Origin of the sequence: Lacinutrix venerupis, from assembly GCF_003663945.1 — a bacterium.
Taxonomy (GTDB): domain Bacteria; phylum Bacteroidota; class Bacteroidia; order Flavobacteriales; family Flavobacteriaceae; genus Lacinutrix; species Lacinutrix venerupis.
On sequence record NZ_RCCH01000001.1, the window covers coordinates 113,624 to 131,298 of the forward strand.

Annotated in this window: 16 protein-coding genes; 13 read left to right on the plus strand and 3 right to left on the minus strand. The window is 29.0% G+C overall.

The features are described from left to right. Positions 1–26: 26 nt before the first annotated feature. Positions 27–218: a hypothetical protein gene (locus CLV86_RS00580; RefSeq protein WP_076733344.1), complete on the plus strand. Its 192-nt coding sequence runs from the start codon at positions 27–29 to the stop codon at positions 216–218. Positions 219–458: 240 nt separating this feature from the next. Here the strand turns inward: CLV86_RS00580 and CLV86_RS00585 are convergent, their stop codons facing one another. Further along, complete coding sequence (locus CLV86_RS00585; protein WP_121048383.1) at positions 459–1,091, minus strand: alpha/beta hydrolase; 633 nt, start codon at positions 1,089–1,091, stop codon at positions 459–461. Positions 1,092–1,139: 48 nt separating this feature from the next. Between CLV86_RS00585 and CLV86_RS00590 the strand changes: the two genes are divergently transcribed. The 5 genes from CLV86_RS00590 (at position 1,140) to CLV86_RS00610 (ending at position 5,908) form a co-directional block, all read left to right on the plus strand. After that, the gene (locus CLV86_RS00590; protein ID WP_121048386.1) at positions 1,140–1,565 is read left to right on the plus strand and encodes a PaaI family thioesterase; all 426 of its coding nucleotides are present in this window, start codon (positions 1,140–1,142) and stop codon (positions 1,563–1,565) included. A gap of 3 nt (positions 1,566–1,568) precedes the next feature. Continuing rightward, positions 1,569–2,684 carry a chorismate-binding protein gene (locus CLV86_RS00595; RefSeq protein WP_121048388.1) on the plus strand — a complete coding sequence of 372 codons (1,116 nt, stop codon included), beginning with the start codon at positions 1,569–1,571 and terminating at the stop codon, positions 2,682–2,684. Between the two features lie 39 nt (positions 2,685–2,723). Further along, positions 2,724–4,472, plus strand: a complete 1,749-nt coding sequence (gene menD / locus CLV86_RS00600) for a 2-succinyl-5-enolpyruvyl-6-hydroxy-3-cyclohexene-1-carboxylic-acid synthase (protein WP_121048391.1) — start codon at positions 2,724–2,726, stop codon at positions 4,470–4,472. A 120-nt stretch (positions 4,473–4,592) separates the two neighbouring features. Continuing rightward, a complete protein-coding gene (locus CLV86_RS00605) occupies positions 4,593–4,934 on the plus strand; it encodes a DUF2853 family protein (RefSeq protein WP_076733339.1) in 342 nt (113 codons plus the stop codon). Positions 4,935–5,077: 143 nt separating this feature from the next. After that, a complete protein-coding gene (locus CLV86_RS00610; RefSeq protein ID WP_121048394.1) occupies positions 5,078–5,908 on the plus strand; it encodes a CvfB family protein in 831 nt (276 codons plus the stop codon). Between the two features lie 247 nt (positions 5,909–6,155). Here the strand turns inward: CLV86_RS00610 and CLV86_RS00615 are convergent, their stop codons facing one another. After that, positions 6,156–6,572, minus strand: coding sequence for a hypothetical protein (locus CLV86_RS00615; protein ID WP_121048397.1), 417 nt, complete (start codon positions 6,570–6,572; stop codon positions 6,156–6,158). A 285-nt stretch (positions 6,573–6,857) separates the two neighbouring features. Between CLV86_RS00615 and CLV86_RS00620 the strand changes: the two genes are divergently transcribed. The 7 genes from CLV86_RS00620 to CLV86_RS00650 all read left to right on the plus strand — a co-directional run bounded on the left by CLV86_RS00620 (position 6,858) and on the right by CLV86_RS00650 (position 15,926). Beyond that, complete coding sequence (locus CLV86_RS00620; protein ID WP_076733336.1) at positions 6,858–7,697, plus strand: 1,4-dihydroxy-2-naphthoyl-CoA synthase; 840 nt, start codon at positions 6,858–6,860, stop codon at positions 7,695–7,697. Between the two features lie 9 nt (positions 7,698–7,706). Further along, entirely contained in the window at positions 7,707–8,609 is a 903-nt protein-coding gene (gene menA / locus CLV86_RS00625; protein WP_121048400.1) for a 1,4-dihydroxy-2-naphthoate octaprenyltransferase, read from the plus strand. 96 nt (positions 8,610–8,705) lie between these two features. Next, positions 8,706–9,746: an o-succinylbenzoate synthase gene (locus CLV86_RS00630; RefSeq protein WP_121048403.1), complete on the plus strand. Its 1,041-nt coding sequence runs from the start codon at positions 8,706–8,708 to the stop codon at positions 9,744–9,746. A gap of 2 nt (positions 9,747–9,748) precedes the next feature. Continuing rightward, positions 9,749–10,705, plus strand: a complete 957-nt coding sequence (locus CLV86_RS00635; RefSeq protein WP_121048406.1) for a CPBP family intramembrane glutamic endopeptidase — start codon at positions 9,749–9,751, stop codon at positions 10,703–10,705. A 1-nt stretch (position 10,706) separates the two neighbouring features. Next, positions 10,707–11,792, plus strand: a complete 1,086-nt coding sequence (locus CLV86_RS00640) for an AMP-binding protein (protein ID WP_121048409.1) — start codon at positions 10,707–10,709, stop codon at positions 11,790–11,792. 43 nt (positions 11,793–11,835) lie between these two features. Further along, positions 11,836–13,596: a signal peptide peptidase SppA gene (gene sppA, locus CLV86_RS00645; protein ID WP_121048411.1), complete on the plus strand. Its 1,761-nt coding sequence runs from the start codon at positions 11,836–11,838 to the stop codon at positions 13,594–13,596. Positions 13,597–13,751: 155 nt separating this feature from the next. Then, positions 13,752–15,926, plus strand: coding sequence for a VWA domain-containing protein (locus tag CLV86_RS00650; protein ID WP_121048414.1), 2,175 nt, complete (start codon positions 13,752–13,754; stop codon positions 15,924–15,926). 67 nt (positions 15,927–15,993) lie between these two features. Here the strand turns inward: CLV86_RS00650 and CLV86_RS00655 are convergent, their stop codons facing one another. After that, on the minus strand, positions 15,994–17,622 hold the full coding sequence (locus CLV86_RS00655; RefSeq protein WP_076733330.1) for an acyl-CoA carboxylase subunit beta: 1,629 nt from the start codon (positions 17,620–17,622) through the stop codon (positions 15,994–15,996). Positions 17,623–17,675 lie beyond the last annotated feature (53 nt).

The window sequence follows — 17,675 nt, forward strand, 5'->3', positions numbered from 1 at the left end:
TCTGAATTTAAAAACAACTCGTTATTATGAAAAAAATTATTCTAATTATCATTGCTTTATTTTGGATTTCAAGTTTAGCTGTTTTAATAATTTCATTAACTGATTTATATTCAGAAAATATTTTTAAAGAACATCGCCTAATTGTTGTAATCGGATTTATTACAATAACTGGACTTTTAAAACCAATTTATAATTCAGTAATCAAAGAAAATAAATAATCGGATTTTATCACTCAAACGGATTTCAAAAAGTTTGCGGAACTGAAAAACGACTGACCAAAACTGTAAGAAAAAAAATAACGAAATGGCAACACCGTATATAAAAAAATGCTAGTTTTATACTAAACCAATGTTAGTTGCTCGTTTGCTAGCTTCTGATTTTCCTTCGGAAAATCCTCGCTCACAAAACCGCAACTAACCATACACAAACACGTTAAACAAACTTTCTAAAAACACCAACTAAACCAATCCATTAATAATATCAACATTTACAACATGCTTTCCATTAAAAGGAATAATGTTTACATCTTTTCCAAACAACTCATATGCACGACTTGTTTCGTAAGCAATACGTTCTTCATTTAAATATTCATCTTCAGTACCATAAATTAAAGATACTTTCGCTTTTAAATGTTTAAAATCGTTAGCAACTAACTCCTTTGGTATTCCGCCAGAATGTAAAACTAATTGCGTACAATGTAATTGTCTGTTTTTTATATAACGAGTTGCTACACTAACACCTTGAGAATAACCTAAAACAATAAGATTTATATGGTTAGGTATTTTTTCTTCAGCTAAAACAGCATCAAAATAACTCATTATATTTTCTGTTTCAGTTAAAGTATTTTCTTTAGTTAACCAGCTGGCACCAACATGCTTAAAACCTTTTTGGTAATATAAACTTGGTGCTTGTGGTGCTATTATATAGTTTTCTTCAGTATTTAAATTTTTAAAATATTTAATAAAATATTTACTTAAATAGCCCATACCATGGCAAACAAACCAAACGTTTTTAGTTTTTTCTGTAAGTTTATTTAAAGTAGAATAAGGTTTTGTAGTAGTGTAAAATATTTCCTTTTGGGTAGATTGCATTGCGTGTTTTGTTTCGTATTTTTGAAGCTATAAAAATACAGTAAATAGATGACTCTTACTAAAACCGAAATGCTAGCTCAAGCAAATAGTGCAAGTAAAAATACCTTGATGGAAACATTAGATATAGAAATGATAGATTTTGGTGAAGATTTTCTTGTTGCAAGAATGCCTGTAACACCTAAGGTGCATCAGCCAGACGGTGTTTTACATGGCGGAGCAACCGCAGCATTGGCAGAAAGTGTAGGTAGTTTTGCATCTCATATTTTTACAGATACAGAAAATATGTTTGTGCGTGGTTTAGAAATTACGGCAAACCATTTAAAAAGTATAAAAGAAGGATTTGTTTACGCAAAAGCCACCTTTTTACATAAAGGCAGAACCACACAATTATTAGATATTAGGGTAACAGATGAGGCCGATAATTTAATTTCTATTTGTAGACTTTCTACAATTTCATTACCCAAAAAAAAGTAGTAAATGTCTCAAGAAGAGTTTTTAAAATCTGCTCAAAATCAATTTGACGATGCTTTACCATTTGTAATATATCGAAAACCAAATACTTTGGTTGTAAAAGGTTTGTTTCAAAATAACGATACAGTTTACACTTCAGAAAATTTAACAGAAAATGGTTTCGTGTTTTCGCCTTTTAATTCAGAGAAAAAAACAGTTTTAATTCCTTTTTTAGAGTCTGTAGCACTTCAATCTAATTTTATAGATCTTAAACCTGAAGAATATTCTAATAAAATAGAATTAGAAACTTTACCTCAAACAAAAAGTTTTCATATTAATCTTGTTGAAAAAGCAATACAAGCTATAAAAAGCAACCACTTAACAAAGGTTGTAATTTCTAGAGAAGAAGAATTTTTACTTAAAGAAAGTAATCCTATACAATTATTTAAAAGACTATTATCACATTATAAATCTGCATTTGTATATTGTTGGTATCACCCAAAAATAGGCTTATGGTTAGGCGCTACTCCAGAAACTCTACTAACAGTAACAGGTAATAGATTTACCACAATGGCATTAGCAGGAACACAAAAGTATGCAGATAATTTAAAACCTGTTTGGCAGCCAAAAGAAAAGGAAGAACAACAATTAGTAACTAATTTTATAGTAGATAATTTAAATAAGTTAGTTAGTAGCTTAAAAGTATTAGATGTAGAGACTGTAAAGGCAGGAAAATTATTGCATTTACAAACTAAAATATCTGGAACTTTAAATTCTAATTTAAAATTGGTAGTTAATGCTTTACATCCTACACCAGCCGTTTGTGGTCTGCCTAAAGAAAAGTCCAAAAAGTTTATTTTGGAAAACGAAAATTATAATCGTGAGTTTTACACCGGTTTTTTAGGAGAAATAAATAATAAAGAAAAAACATCAAGAAATACTAACCGTAGAAATGTTGAAAATAACGTTTATACATCTATAAAAACAGTAACAAATTTATATGTAAATTTACGTTGTATGCAATTAACAGATGTTAAAGCAAAACTTTATGTTGGAGGCGGAATAACAAAAGATTCTGTTCCAGTAGATGAGTGGGAAGAAACTGTAAATAAAGCTCAAACAATGAAAAAGGTCTTATTTTAATTCTATTTAAAAAGCCTATTTTGTATTTTTGTACCTTAGATGAAACATCCAAAAATTCCACTCGCTCAAACCGTTGTTCAGCTTTGTAAAGCTAAAAATATACAACATATTGTATTATCTCCTGGTAGCCGAAATGCACCATTAACTATAGGTTTTACACACGATCCTTTTTTTAAATGTTATAGTATTGTAGACGAGAGGTGTGCTGCTTTTTTTGCATTAGGTATTGCTCAGCAAATACAAAAACCAGTTGCTGTTGTTTGTACTTCGGGAAGTGCTTTGTTAAATTATTATCCTGCTATTGCAGAGGCGTTTTATAGTAATATTCCTGTAGTTGTTTTAAGTGCAGACCGACCAAAGTATTTAATAGGAATAGGTGATGGGCAAACAATAAATCAAGAGAATATTTATAAAAATCATATTTTATATTCTGCAAATTTAAAAGAAGATTTAGCTGAAGATAATGCACTGCAAAAAGAGAAGTTACCAATATTAAAAAATACTGATAAAAAATCTCTAAACTATACAGTTTTACAGGAAAAAATACAGGAATATAATGAAGAAGAGATAAATAAGGCTATAAATATTTCTGTTTCACAAAAAGGACCAGTACATATAAATATTCCGTTTAATGAGCCTTTATACGATATAGTAGATGAACCATCGGTAAACCCAAAAGCGTTTTCTTTAGAGAAAAAGGAAAATATAATAGAAGATTTAAGTAGTTATATTTCGCTCTGGAATTCTTCAAAACGTAAGTTAGTTTTAGTAGGTGTAAACCAGCCCAATACAGTAGAACAAAAATATTTAGACATTTTAGCGCAAGATGATAGCGTTTTAGTACTTACCGAAACAACTTCAAATATTCATCACGAACGTTTTATTCCAGGAATAGATAAATTAATAGCAGCTTTAAATACTCAAGAACTTAATCAATTAAAACCAGATATACTATTAACTTTTGGAGGATTGGTAGTATCTAAAAAAATTAAAAAATTCTTACGCGATTGTAATTTAAAAGCACATTGGCATATTGGAGAGCATAATGCAAACGATACTTTTTTTGCATTGCAAAAAGTGTTTTCTGCACCTATAAATACATTTTTTAAAACGTTTTTACCCTTAACAAATAAAGTAGAAGGTAATTACAATGCTTTATGGTTAGAAGCCTTTAATAGTAGAAGAGAAAATCATGAAAAATATATAAAAAATATACCTTTTAGTGATTTTAAAGCTTTCGACATAATATTAAAAGCCGTCCCAAATCATTCTCAATTACAAGTAGGAAATAGTTCTGCTATTAGATACATGCAACTTTTCGATTTAAAAAATGATATAAATGTTTTTTGTAACAGAGGAACAAGTGGTATAGATGGTAGTACAAGTACAGCAATAGGTGCAGCTTTAGCATCTAAGCAGCAAACTACTTTTATAACAGGCGACTTAAGTTTCTTTTACGATAGTAATGCCTTATGGAATAATTATATTCCAAATAATTTTAGAATTATAGTTGTTAATAATGGAGGAGGAGGTATTTTTAGAATTCTTCCAGGCCATAAAAACACTACTAATTTTGATACTTTTTTCGAAACAAAACACAAGCTCACATCAAAGCAATTATGCAATATGTATGGTATAAATTATGCCAAAGCAACAAACGAAAGAGAGCTGTCTATAGCGTTAGATAATTTTTATAGCGAAACAAGACAACCAAAATTGTTAGAAGTATTTACACCTAGTACAAAAAACGATGATATCCTTCTTAATTATTTTAAAGCAATAAAGTAATTAACCGATAGTTTTTTCCGTTTATCGATAGTTTAATAATTTTTTGTTTAGCCATTAATTTTATTGGTTTAAAAAAAACGTATATTTAAAAAGAAATTAATACAACTTAAAACTAAAATTATGAGCAAAAGAGACGATTTGATAGCTAAGTATGCTGCAGATTTAAAAGACAAATGTGGTACAACTCCAGATATGGATTTTTTAACAAAAGTTACAATTGGTTGTGGACCTTCTATTTACAATAAAGACGCGGCAACAGTATCTGGTTCGGATCAAAGCGAGTTAGATACAGTAAAAAACAATTTTTTAATCAAAAAATTAGGTTTAAGCGATTCTGCAGATTTAGATAAAGCTATAGATTCTGTAATGGAAACTTATGGGCGTTCTAATAAAAATAAATATAGAGCAGTTGTTTACTATTTACTAGCTAAACATTTTAAAAAAGAATCTGTTTACAAATAGATTTTTTTTCAATAAAATTCTAAAAGCACTATAATATATTTGTAGTGCTTTTTTTTGTAAATTATTTTAGAATTTTAATAATATAAATTCACTTTATTAAATAAAAGAAAATATATAACTATTAATATTAGTACTTTTGCAATATGATAAATATAGGAGAATTTAATACGTTAGAAATACTTAGAGATACCGAGCCAGGTATGTTTTTGGGAGATGAAGAAGGTAATGAAGTTTTATTACCTAATCGTTATGTTGAAGACGTTTTTAAAGTTGGTGATGACGTAGAAGTGTTTATTTATTTAGACAATAACGAACGTATGGTTGCAGTAACAGACGAACCATATATTACTAAAGGAGAATTTGCTGTTTTAAGATGTAATGCAGTAAACGATTTTGGCGCTTTTCTTGATTGGGGAATGGTAAAAGAATTATTTTGCCCATTTAAAGAACAAGCTTTTCCTATGAAAAAAGGAGGTTGGTATTTAGTGCATTGCTATTTAGATGAAAAAAGCGAAAGATTAGTTGCCACAAGTAAAACTAATAGGTTTTTAAGTAACGAGCAACTAACCGTTAGTGAGTTTGAAGAGGTAGATTTAATAGTGTCGCATCCTAGTGATTTTGGTATGAATGTAATTGTAAATAATAAACATACTGGCTTAATTTTTAAAGATAATATCTTTCAAGAATTAAGTATTGGTGACCATATTAAAGGTATTGTTAAAAAAATACGTCCTGGTAATAAATTAGATATTACTTTAGGCCAAATAGGATATAGAAATATAGAGCCTAATGCAAAAAAAATCTTAGAAGTATTAGAAGATAATTCGGGATTCTTACCATTGCACGATAAATCTTCACCAGAAGCAATTAGAGAAACTTTAGAAATGAGCAAAAAAAACTTTAAAAAAGCTATTGGTACACTTTATAAGCAAAAGCAAATTACTATAGAAAATGAAGGTATTCGTTTAGTTTAAATTTTCTCTTAAACTAAAAAAAGCTGTTTTGTTAGTTAAAACAAAAACAGCTTTCTACTAAAATAGATTTAAGGGTTATATATAGTAGTTATTATACAATTATTATAAATGTGTTGTCTTTTATAGTTTTTAATTAATACTTAATCTAAAAACAATTAGTTTCTTGATTTTTAGTTGGTTATATTTTTTAACTGCTAACCATTTTTTTAATAGAATAACAGTTTTTGCTAGTTTAGTTTAGGAAACTTTATGCGCTTAAATTTTTTAAATTCTTTGATTTCCATAAAAAAACATCATTTAAATTATCTGTAACGTAATATGGTTTTTTAATAAAATGTTTTTCTATTTGGGCATTCATTTCATCAAAATAATTATTATAAATAATAGCAACAAAAGATTCGACATTTTCTAAAGATTTGCAGTAGTTAGCAAAATCTATTGGGGATACCGAGTATTTATTAATTCTATTAGAAACGTGACTAAAAGGTTTCCCTTTATAAAAAGAATTAGTAATTTTTAGTAACTTTTGAGTATTAGATAAATCTAAATGAGCACCTTCATTAACTTCTGAGACTGCCATATTTTCAAAAAAATAAAAATTGCCAATGTCAAGATGATGGGTTTCAACCACTTTTTTATAATAAGGAGAGTCGGTTATTTTCATTTTAAAGAAATTTATAGATTAATAACAATACAAATGTATTTTTAAGCTTTAAAATTCTACTTTTTTAATAATTATTAATCACCATTAAGGTTTAAGTGTAATTTTATAATGTTTAAAAACAATAAAAGAAAGTTTTTTCTTACGTAAATTTCAATTTATTTATAAGATTTTAAATTATAGTATTGATATTCAAAAAGTTATATTTGTTAATTAATTATGTAATTAAACGAGTGCTTAGACTACGTAAAATTATGTATTTTTAAAAAATTTTGAATAATACATATTATGAGTGAAATAAAATGGGTTAAAGCCAAAGACTACGAAGATATAACATACAATAAAAGTAATGGTGTTGCTAGAATTGCCTTTAATAGACCAAATGTAAGAAACGCATTTAGACCAAAAACAACAAAAGAATTGTATGATGCATTTTACGATGCTCAAGAAGATACAAATATTGGTGTTGTTTTATTATCTGCAGAAGGTCCATCTACTAAAGATGGAATTTACTCTTTTTGTTCTGGAGGAGACCAAAAAGCTCGTGGACATCAAGGTTATGTAGGAGAAGATGGTTACCATAGATTAAATATTTTAGAAGTACAGCGTCTTATTCGCTTTATGCCTAAAGCAGTAATTGCTGTTGTACCAGGTTGGGCAGTTGGTGGCGGACATAGTTTACATGTGGTTTGCGATTTAACTTTAGCGAGTAAAGAGCATGCTATATTTAAACAAACAGATGCAGATGTAACAAGTTTTGATGGAGGTTATGGGTCTGCATATTTAGCTAAAATGGTAGGTCAAAAAAAGGCTAGAGAAATTTTCTTTTTAGGCCGAAATTATTCTGCACAAGAAGCATACGAAATGGGTATGGTTAATGCTGTTATTCCTCACGAAGAATTAGAAACTACAGCCTACCAATGGGCTCAAGAAATTTTAGCAAAATCTCCAACATCTATAAAAATGCTTAAATTCGCAATGAATTTAACAGATGATGGAATGGTTGGACAACAAGTATTTGCTGGAGAAGCAACACGTTTAGCATACATGACAGATGAGGCTAAAGAAGGTAGAGATGCTTTTCTAGAAAAAAGAAAGCCTAATTTCCCAAAACAGTGGATTCCATAAAATATATTAATGAAGAATATTACAAATTGGTTATCTGCAATTAGGTTAAGAACATTGCCACTTTCTCTTGCAGGTATCATTGTTGCAGGATGTCTAGCAGAATATAATGGTTTTTTTAGTTGGCAAATATTTTTATTAGCAATTGCTACAACTATTAGTTTTCAAATATTATCCAATCTAGCAAACGATTATGGTGATGCAGAAAAAGGAACAGATAATGAAGATAGAATAGGACCAGAACGTGCAATACAAAGTGGAAATATTTCTCCTAAAAAAATGCTTCATGCTATACAAATAAACATCTTAATTAGTATAGGTCTTACAGTGGGACTAATAATCTCTGCTTTTGGCTCAAAACACTTATTGCTAGCAATATTGTTTCTTGGTATAGCTGTATTTGCTTTAAGATCTGCAATTAAATATACAATGGGTAGTAAAGCTTATGGTTATAGAGGATTAGGAGATGTTTATGTGTTTTTATTTTTTGGAATTGTTAGTGTATTAGGATGTTATATATTATTTGCAAAACAAATAGATCATGTTACATTTTTACCAGCAATTTCTATAGGTTTATTTAGTGCAGGTGTTTTAAATTTAAACAATATGAGGGATATTGAAAGCGATTTAAAAAGTAATAAAATAACTACAGCTGTTAAATTAGGAAAAATTAAAGCTAAAAAATATCATAATTTTTTAATAATTACAGCTATTATCACTTCATTTATATTTGGAATATTATATTATGTTTCAGTATTTAACTTAATCTTTTTTGTAGCATATATTCCATTAATACTACATTTAAAAAGAGTTAATAATATTACTAATTTAAAAGATTTTGATCCTGAATTAAAAAAATTGGCATTATCAACAGTGCTTTTTGCTTTATTATTAGGTATCGGACATTTATTGTAAAACATTTACTTTATATATTAAATACCATTAGTTATAATGGTGTATATTAATGTATAAATTAAATAATAGCTTTATTTTTCTAATTATTAAAAGTAAATGAAGGCAACCTATCAAAAATATATTCTCAATTTTAAACAGCCTAGCGGTACATCTAGAGGTATTTTAAAAACTAAAGAAACATGGTTTTTAATTATTGAAGACAAAAATAATTATGGCATTGGCGAATGTGGTATTTTAAGAGGATTGTCTGTAGATGACAGACCAGATTACGAAGCTCAACTTAAGTATACTTGTAAAAACATAGATAAAGGATTAATGTTTTTATTAGATAAAAATATTGAGTTTCCAAGTATACAAATTGGTTTAGAAATGGCTTTTAAATCTTATAATGCTGAAGATAACTTTAACTTATTTCCTTCTAAATTTACAGAAAATGAAGCATCAATCCCTATAAATGGACTCATTTGGATGGGTGATGAAGCTTTTATGAAACAACAAATTCAAGATAAAATTAAAGCCGGTTTTAAATGCATAAAGCTTAAAATTGGTGCAATAGATTTTGAGACAGAGTTAGGTTTATTAAAAGGGATAAGAAATCATTTTAGTGAAACTGATATAGAATTACGTGTCGATGCTAATGGAGCTTTTAGTCCAGAACATGCTTTAGAAAAATTAAAGAAACTTAGTGAGTTTAAACTACATTCTATAGAGCAACCTATTAAGCCAAAACAATACCACGAAATGGCTAAATTATGCGAGGAAACTCCATTGCCAATAGCGCTAGACGAAGAATTAATAGGCGTATTTTCAATAAATAAAAAGCACACATTATTACAAACAATTAAACCACAATATATTATTTTAAAACCTAGCTTTATAGGTGGTTTTTCAGGTAGCGATGAGTGGATAAGTATCGCAGAAAAACAAAATATAGGTTGGTGGATAACAAGTGCTTTAGAGAGCAATGTTGGTTTAAGTGCAATTGCCCAATACACATATTTAAAGCAAAATAAAATGCCTCAAGGTTTAGGCACTGGAAGTTTATTTACTAACAACTTTCAATCACCTCTAAATGTAACTAATGGTACTTTAGAATACAATAATAGTAATAATAATAAATGGAATTTTAAGTTATAAAAATGAATTATATACAACAAGTTTTTAAAGTTAAACATGATTTTTGGAGATATATAGTAGGATCTGTAATTGTTATAATAGCTTCAGTTATTGGTCAAATTCCTTTTACATTAGCTGCACTATTTAAAGCAATGAAAAGCGGTGGTTCTGTTTTTGAAATGACAGAATCAGATTTAATGACAATTTTAGAACCAAACCTAAATTTATTTTTATTGTTACTTTCTTTTGGGTTTGCTTTGGTAGCATTATTTATTGTTGTTAAATATTTACACCAACAAACTATTAAAGAGTTAACTACAGCTAGAAAAAAAATAGATTTTAAACGCATTTTGTTTGCCTTTTTCTTTTGGGGTATTATATCGTCTGGAATGGTTTTATTAGACTATTATTCAGCACCCGAAGATTATGTTTGGAATTTTGAATTAAAACGTTTTTTAATTTTAGTAGTAATTGCAATACTTTTAATACCTATTCAAACAAGTACAGAAGAATATATTTTTAGAGGTTATTTAATGCAAGGTTTTGGAGCTTTGGCTAAAAACAGGTGGTTTCCATTAGTATTAACTTCTTTAATATTTGGTGGTATGCATGTTTTTAATCCCGAAGTAAGTAAGTTAGGTTACACTGTAATGGTATATTATATTGGTACCGGTTTTTTTTTAGGAATTATTACACTTATGGACGAAGGTATGGAGCTAGCATTGGGTTTTCATGCAGCAAATAATTTATTTGGAGCATTATTAGTTTCGGCAGATTGGACAGTATTACAAACACATTCTATACTTAAAGATGTATCAGATCCAGGAATTGGATTTTATGATATTGTTTTACCAGTATTTATAATTTTTCCAATCTTCATTCTAATTTTTGCTAAAGTTTATAAATGGAAAAACTGGAACCAAAAACTATTTGGTAAAATAGAAGAACCTGTTAAAGAAAACTATAAAATTTTAGACTAAATTGATTCCACACTATAGTAAAATACATAGTAATTTTAAGTTCAATGGGAAAAAATATACTTCTAATGAGCTTAAAGAACTTAGTGAAACCTTAATAAATTCGGATAAAGAATTTAAAAATCATATAGGAAATTTTTTAAAAGATTGGCTTAACGATAAGGAGAGTATAAATTTAAAAACTTCAGGATCTACAGGTAAACCTAAAACAATCACTTTTAGCAAACAAAGAATGGTTAATTCTGCTTTTGCAACAAAATCTTTTTTTAAATTACAACCAGGAGACAAAGCTTTATTATGCTTACCAGCACATTATATTGCAGGTAAAATGATGTTAGTTCGTGCAATGCTCACTGGTTTAGAGTTAGATTGTATAGAACCTAAAATAAAATTAAAAATAAATCAATCTAAAACATACCATTTTTCTGCTATGGTACCTTTACAGTTAAAAGCAAATTTAGATATTGTTTCCAATATAAAAACACTAATAATTGGTGGAGCAAAGGTTTCAGAAAATTTAATATTTAAAATACAAGATTTAAAAACTACAATATTCGAAACTTATGGTATGACTGAGACTGTTTCGCATATTGCAGTTAAGCAACTTAACAATTTCTTGCCTAATATTTCTCAAAGTAAAGCATTTAAAGCATTACCATCTATTACACTAACTACTACTAATAATAATTGCTTAATAATTAACGCACCACTTTTATCAGACTCTGAAATTATAACAAACGATGTTGTTAAATTACATTCTAACAAAACTTTTGAGTGGTTAGGTAGAGCAGATAATATTATAAATTCTGGTGGAGTTAAAGTGTTTCCTGAGCAGGTAGAAAACAAGCTAAGTAATAAAATTAACAGACGCTTTTTTATAGCTTCAGAAAAAGACGATATTTTAGGAGAACGTGTAATTATTGTTGTTGAAGGAGAAGAGATTGTTTTTAAAGATACTATGTTTAACGATTTAGAAAATTATTCTAAACCCAAAAAAATCTATTTTATAAATAAGTTTTTAGAAACTTCTTCAGGTAAAATTCAACGTAAAAAAACATTACAGTTATTAAAAAGTAGCTTCAAATTGTAACAATCTAATTAAAGGTTGGACTAATGTATAAAAATTAATAATTATGAATTTTATAAAACGTGTATTCTCTACAGTAATTGGAATATTTGTATTTCTATTTATCTGTTTTGGTTTTCTAATAATTATAGGAATGCTTTTTGGCTCATCTTCAAAAGAGGCTGTGGTTGTTAAAGACAATTCTATTTTAGAGCTTAAACTCGATTTTCCAATAAAAGATTATGCAGCAAAAACAACTTTTAAAGAATATCCATTTTTAGATACAGACGAAAAAAATGGCCTTTTCGATTTAATTTATGCCATAGATTATGCCGCTACAGATGCTAAAATTAAAGGAATCTCTATAGATAATAATTTTATTATGGCAGGTGTTTCGCAAACAAAAGCATTAAGAGATGCTCTTGTAAGATTTAAAGAATCGGGAAAATTTATAATGTCTTATGGAGATATTTATTCTCAAAAAGATTACTATTTAAATTCTGTAGCAGATACGTTATTTTTAAATCCTGTTGGTTTAATTGAGTTTAAAGGATTATCTACAGAGCGTTTATATTTTAAAGATTTTCAAGAAAAATCTGGAATAAAAATGGAAGTTGTAAGATTAGGCAAATATAAAAGTGCTGTCGAGCCGTATCTTGAAAATGAAATGAGCGACAATAATCGCGAACAAATAAGCGCCTATTTAAATGGTATCTGGACCGAAATAAAAAAAGATATCTCAATTAGCAGAAATATTTCTACAGAAACCCTAAACACTATCGCAGAAAATTTAGAGTCAAGAACACCAGAACTAGCCTTAAAATCTGGGTTAATAGATAAAATTGCATATCACGACGAATATTTAAACAGCATTAAAAATAATATAGGAATAAATAATAATGATGAGTTAAATACTGTAGAAATTGAAGATTATGCTAGTTATGCAGCCAATAAAAAACCATATTCAATAAAAAATAAAATAGCAGTAATTTATACTGAAGGTCAAATTTTTTATGGAGAAGGAGACGAAACTTATGTGGGACAAGGTGCTGTAAATAAAGCGTTAGAAGAAGCACGAAATAACGATAAAATTAAAGCTATTGTTTTAAGAGTAAACTCTCCTGGCGGAAGTGCTTTAGCCAGCGAACTTATATGGAGAGAGGTAGACTTAACAAAAAAAGTAAAACCAGTTATAGTTTCTATGGGAGATGTTGCTGCTTCTGGAGGTTACTATATAGCGTGTAATGCAAATAAAATATTTGCAGAACCTACAACAATAACTGGGAGTATAGGTGTATTTGGCACCTTGCCAAATGTTAAAGGCTTAGCAGATAAATGGGGAATTAATGCAGAGCAAGTAGTTACAAATAAAAACGCAGTTACTTACAGCTTTTTCGAACCAATGGACGATGGACAACGTGCTTTTATTAAAGAGAGTATAAGTTCTGTTTACGATTTGTTTACAAATAGAGTAGCACAAGGTCGTGGCATGAGTCAAGAAGCCGTACATAATATTGCTCAAGGTCGTGTTTGGACAGGAGTAGATGCAGTTACTAATGGTTTGGTTGACGAATTAGGAGGTTTAGACGAAGCTATAAAATATGCTGCAAAGCTTGTTGAAATAGAAGATTACATGACCACCGAATATCCGATATTTGAAAAAGATTTAGACAAAATGCTACAAGGTTTTGGCTTAATACAATCTAAAGAAGATTTAATAAAAGAAGAATTAGGTGACGAAAATTATAAAATTCTCCAAGAAGTAAAAGCAATGACTAAGCAAAAAGGAGTACAGCTTATGTTTCCATTTGCTACAGAAATTAAATAGAATTATTATATAATTTATTACATAAAAAGGCTGGGTGTTTTTCTCAGCCTTTTTTGTTTTTAGAGTTCACTCACTCAAAAGCACTGTTTACTCATTCTACATTTTATAACATAGATTTTGGTTATAGTTTTATACTAAACTTAAAAACCAAAATTATGAAAAATCTATTACTCTTATTATTTGTAGCCTTTACTTCAATACAAATACAAGCTCAACAAAAAAATATTACAGGAACAATTATAGATAGAGATAGTTTGCCATTACCTAGTGTTAATATTTTAGTTAAAGAAACAACTAATAGCACAATAACAGATTTTAATGGTAATTATACAATTAGTGCTCAAGTTGGAGATATTATAGTATATAGTTATGTAGGTAATACAGTAGAAAAAACCGTTGGAGCAGAAAGTGTAATTAGCTTTACAATGCCAGAAAATGCTAAAGAAGAAGTTGTAGTGACCTTATTAGGCGTAAAGAAGAAACCTAATTTTAAAAAACTATCTACTAGAAGAAAAAATATAGGTAATACAAACACTAATGTTCGTACTATAAAATTTTCTAAACCAAGTAATCCTAACGTTGTACAGTCTTTATCTGGAAAAGTTTCAGGATTAAGTATTAATACCACTAATAATGGAATCAATCAATCAACGCGTATTGTTTTAAGAGGCAATAGATCTGTTACCGGAACAAACGAAGCCTTAATTGTTGTAGATGGAAAAATTACAACAGCAAAAGAACTGGCTAATATAAATCCCAAAAAAATAAAATCAACAAATGTTATTAAAGGAGCTGGAGGCAGCGCTTTATATGGGTCTCAAGGCTCAAATGGTGTTATTATAGTACAAACTAAAAAAGGAAACTACAAGCTTTCTAAAGAAGTAAAAGCAGCTATTGCAAACAAACCAAAACCTAAGTTAATAACTCCAGAAAAAGCTAAAGATGAATATGTGGAGATTGTAGAGAATAGTTTTCAAACAGTAAAAACCTCTCCGTTATCAACTTTTTCTATAGATGTAGATAAAGCGTCGTATAGTAATGTTAGACGTATGATTAATAATGGGCAAAAAGTATATCCAGATGCTGTTAAAATTGAAGAAATGGTTAATTATTTCGATTATAATTATCCTCAACCTAAAGATAATCATCCTTTTTCAATAAACACAGAACTAATTATCACACCATGGAATACACAAACAAAATTAGTTAAAATAGGCTTGCAAGGTAAAACATATAATAATGAAGAACTTCCTCCATCTAACCTTACTTTTTTAATAGATGTTTCAGGCTCTATGAGTGCTCAAAATAAATTACCATTATTAAAATCTGCTTTTAAGTTATTGGTAAATCAACTTAGAGCAAAAGACAAAGTTTCTATAGTAGTGTATGCTGGAGCTGCAGGAGTTGTTTTAGAACCAACATCTGGAGACAATAAAAAGAAGATTTTAAAAGCTCTAAATAACTTGCAATCTGGAGGTTCTACTGCCGGTGGAAAAGGTATTAATCTTGCTTATAAATTAGCAGAGCAACATTTTAAAAAGAATGGTAATAATCGTGTAATACTTGCAACTGATGGCGATTTTAATGTTGGAGAATCTAGCGATAAAAGCATGAAAAAACTTATAGAAGAAAAACGCAAATCTGGAGTGTTTTTATCTGTTTTAGGTTTTGGATATGGTAATTATCAAGATTCTAAATTAGAAATTTTAGCAGATCAAGGTAACGGAAATCATGCATATATAGACACCATGCAAGAGGCTCAAAAAGTATTTGGAAAAGAATTTGGAGGCACACTATATACTATTGCAAAAGATGTTAAAATTCAAGTGGAATTTAATCCTAATATAGTACAAGCGTATAGATTAATAGGTTACGAAAATAGATTGCTAGAAGATGAAGATTTTATAGATGATACAAAAGATGCCGGAGAACTAGGTAGTGGTCATACAGTTACAGCATTATATGAAGTAATTCCTGTAGGAGTACAAAACGAATTTTTAAAAAATGTTTCAGATTTAAAATATACAAATACAGAAACTAATAATGATTTTTCAGATGAATTGCTAACTGTTAAGTTTAGGTATAAAAAGCCAGAAGGTAAAAAGAGTATAGAAATGGTGCATATTCAAAAAGATGAAATAAACGAACCATCTAAAGATTTAAAATTTGCATCTGCAGTTGCATTATTTGGCATGCAATTAAGAGCTTCCAGTTATTATAATAATACAAATAGTAAAGATGTTATTGCATTAGCAAAAAGTGGAAGAGGAGAAGACGAATATGGTTATAGAGCAGAGTTTATTAGGTTGGTAAAAACATTAAATAAATAATTGTAAAAGGTTTTAAATAAAAAAAGGAACGTAATTACGTTCCTTTTTTTATTATTTATAATATTAATTATACTTGTAAAACACCCATATTAAAAGGTTTTTCTATTGGTGCGTGGTTTGCAGCTTCAATTCCCATAGAAATCCAAGTTCTTGTATCTAAAGGATCTATTATTGCATCTGTCCATAAACGAGAAGCAGCATAATATGGTGATACTTGATTGTCGTATCTATCTTTTATTTTAGAAAATAATTTTTCTTCCTTTTCAGGAGTAATTTTTTCACCTTTTTTTAATAATGAAGCTTTCTCTATTTGAAGTAAAACTTTAGCAGCAGAATTTCCACTCATTACAGCTAACTCTGCACTAGGCCAAGCAACAATTAATCTTGGGTCGTAAGCTTTACCACACATAGCATAATTTCCTGCACCATAACTGTTACCAATAACTACAGTAAATTTTGGCACTACAGAGTTACTTACTGCATTTACCATTTTAGCACCATCTTTTATAATACCTCCATGCTCACTCTTACTACCAACCATAAAGCCAGTAACATCTTGTAAAAATACTAAAGGAATTTTCTTTTGGTTACAATTGGCAATAAAACGTGTAGCTTTATCTGCGCTGTCATTATAAATAACACCACCAAATTGCATTTCTCCTTTTTTAGTTTTTACTAATTTTCTTTGATTTGCAACAATACCAACAGCCCAGCCATCTATTCTCGCATAGGCAGTAATAATGGTTTGTCCGTAGCCTTTTTTATACTCATCGTACTCTCCATTATCTACCAATCTTGAAATTATGTCTAGCATATCATATTGGTCTGCCCGAGATTTAGGTAGAATACCATAAATATCTTCAGGATTATCCTTAGGTTTTTTTGCATCTACACGATTAAATCCAGCTTTGTCATAATCTCCAATTTTATCAACCAATCGTTTTATGGTATCTAAAGCGTCTTTATCATCTTTTGCCTTATAATCTGTAACACCAGAAATTTCACAATGTGTTGTTGCGCCACCAAGTGTTTCGTTATCTATACTTTCTCCAATTGCAGCTTTAACAAGGTAACTTCCTGCTAGAAAAATACTACCAGTTTTATCTACAATTAAAGCTTCGTCACTCATAATTGGTAAATATGCTCCACCAGCTACACAACTTCCCATAACAGCTGCAATTTGAGTAATTCCCATACTACTCATTATAGCATTATTTCTAAAAATACGACCAAAATGTTCTTTATCTGGGAAAATTTCATCTTGCAATGGTAAATACACTCCAGCACTATCTACTAAATAAATAATTGGCAATTTATTCTCTATAGCAATTTCTTGTGCACGTAAGTTCTTTTTTCCTGTAATAGGAAACCAAGCGCCAGCTTTAACTGTAGCGTCATTTGCTACAACAATACACTGTTTGCCACTTACGTAGCCCATTTTTACAACAACACCACCAGACGGACATCCGCCATGCTCTTCGTACATGCCATCTCCAACAAAAGCACCTATTTCAATACTTTTTCTATTTTTATCTAAAAGATAATCAATACGTTCTCTGGCAGTTAACTTTCCTTTTTCATGGTGTTTATCTATACGTTTTTGTCCGCCACCAAGTTTAACTTGAGCAAACTTACTGCGTAAATTAGATAATAAAAGTTTGTTATAATCTTCGTTTTTGTTGAAGTTGATATCCATTAAAATAATTTTTAAGCTAAAATACAAAGTTTAATTTCAATTTAGAAAAGATA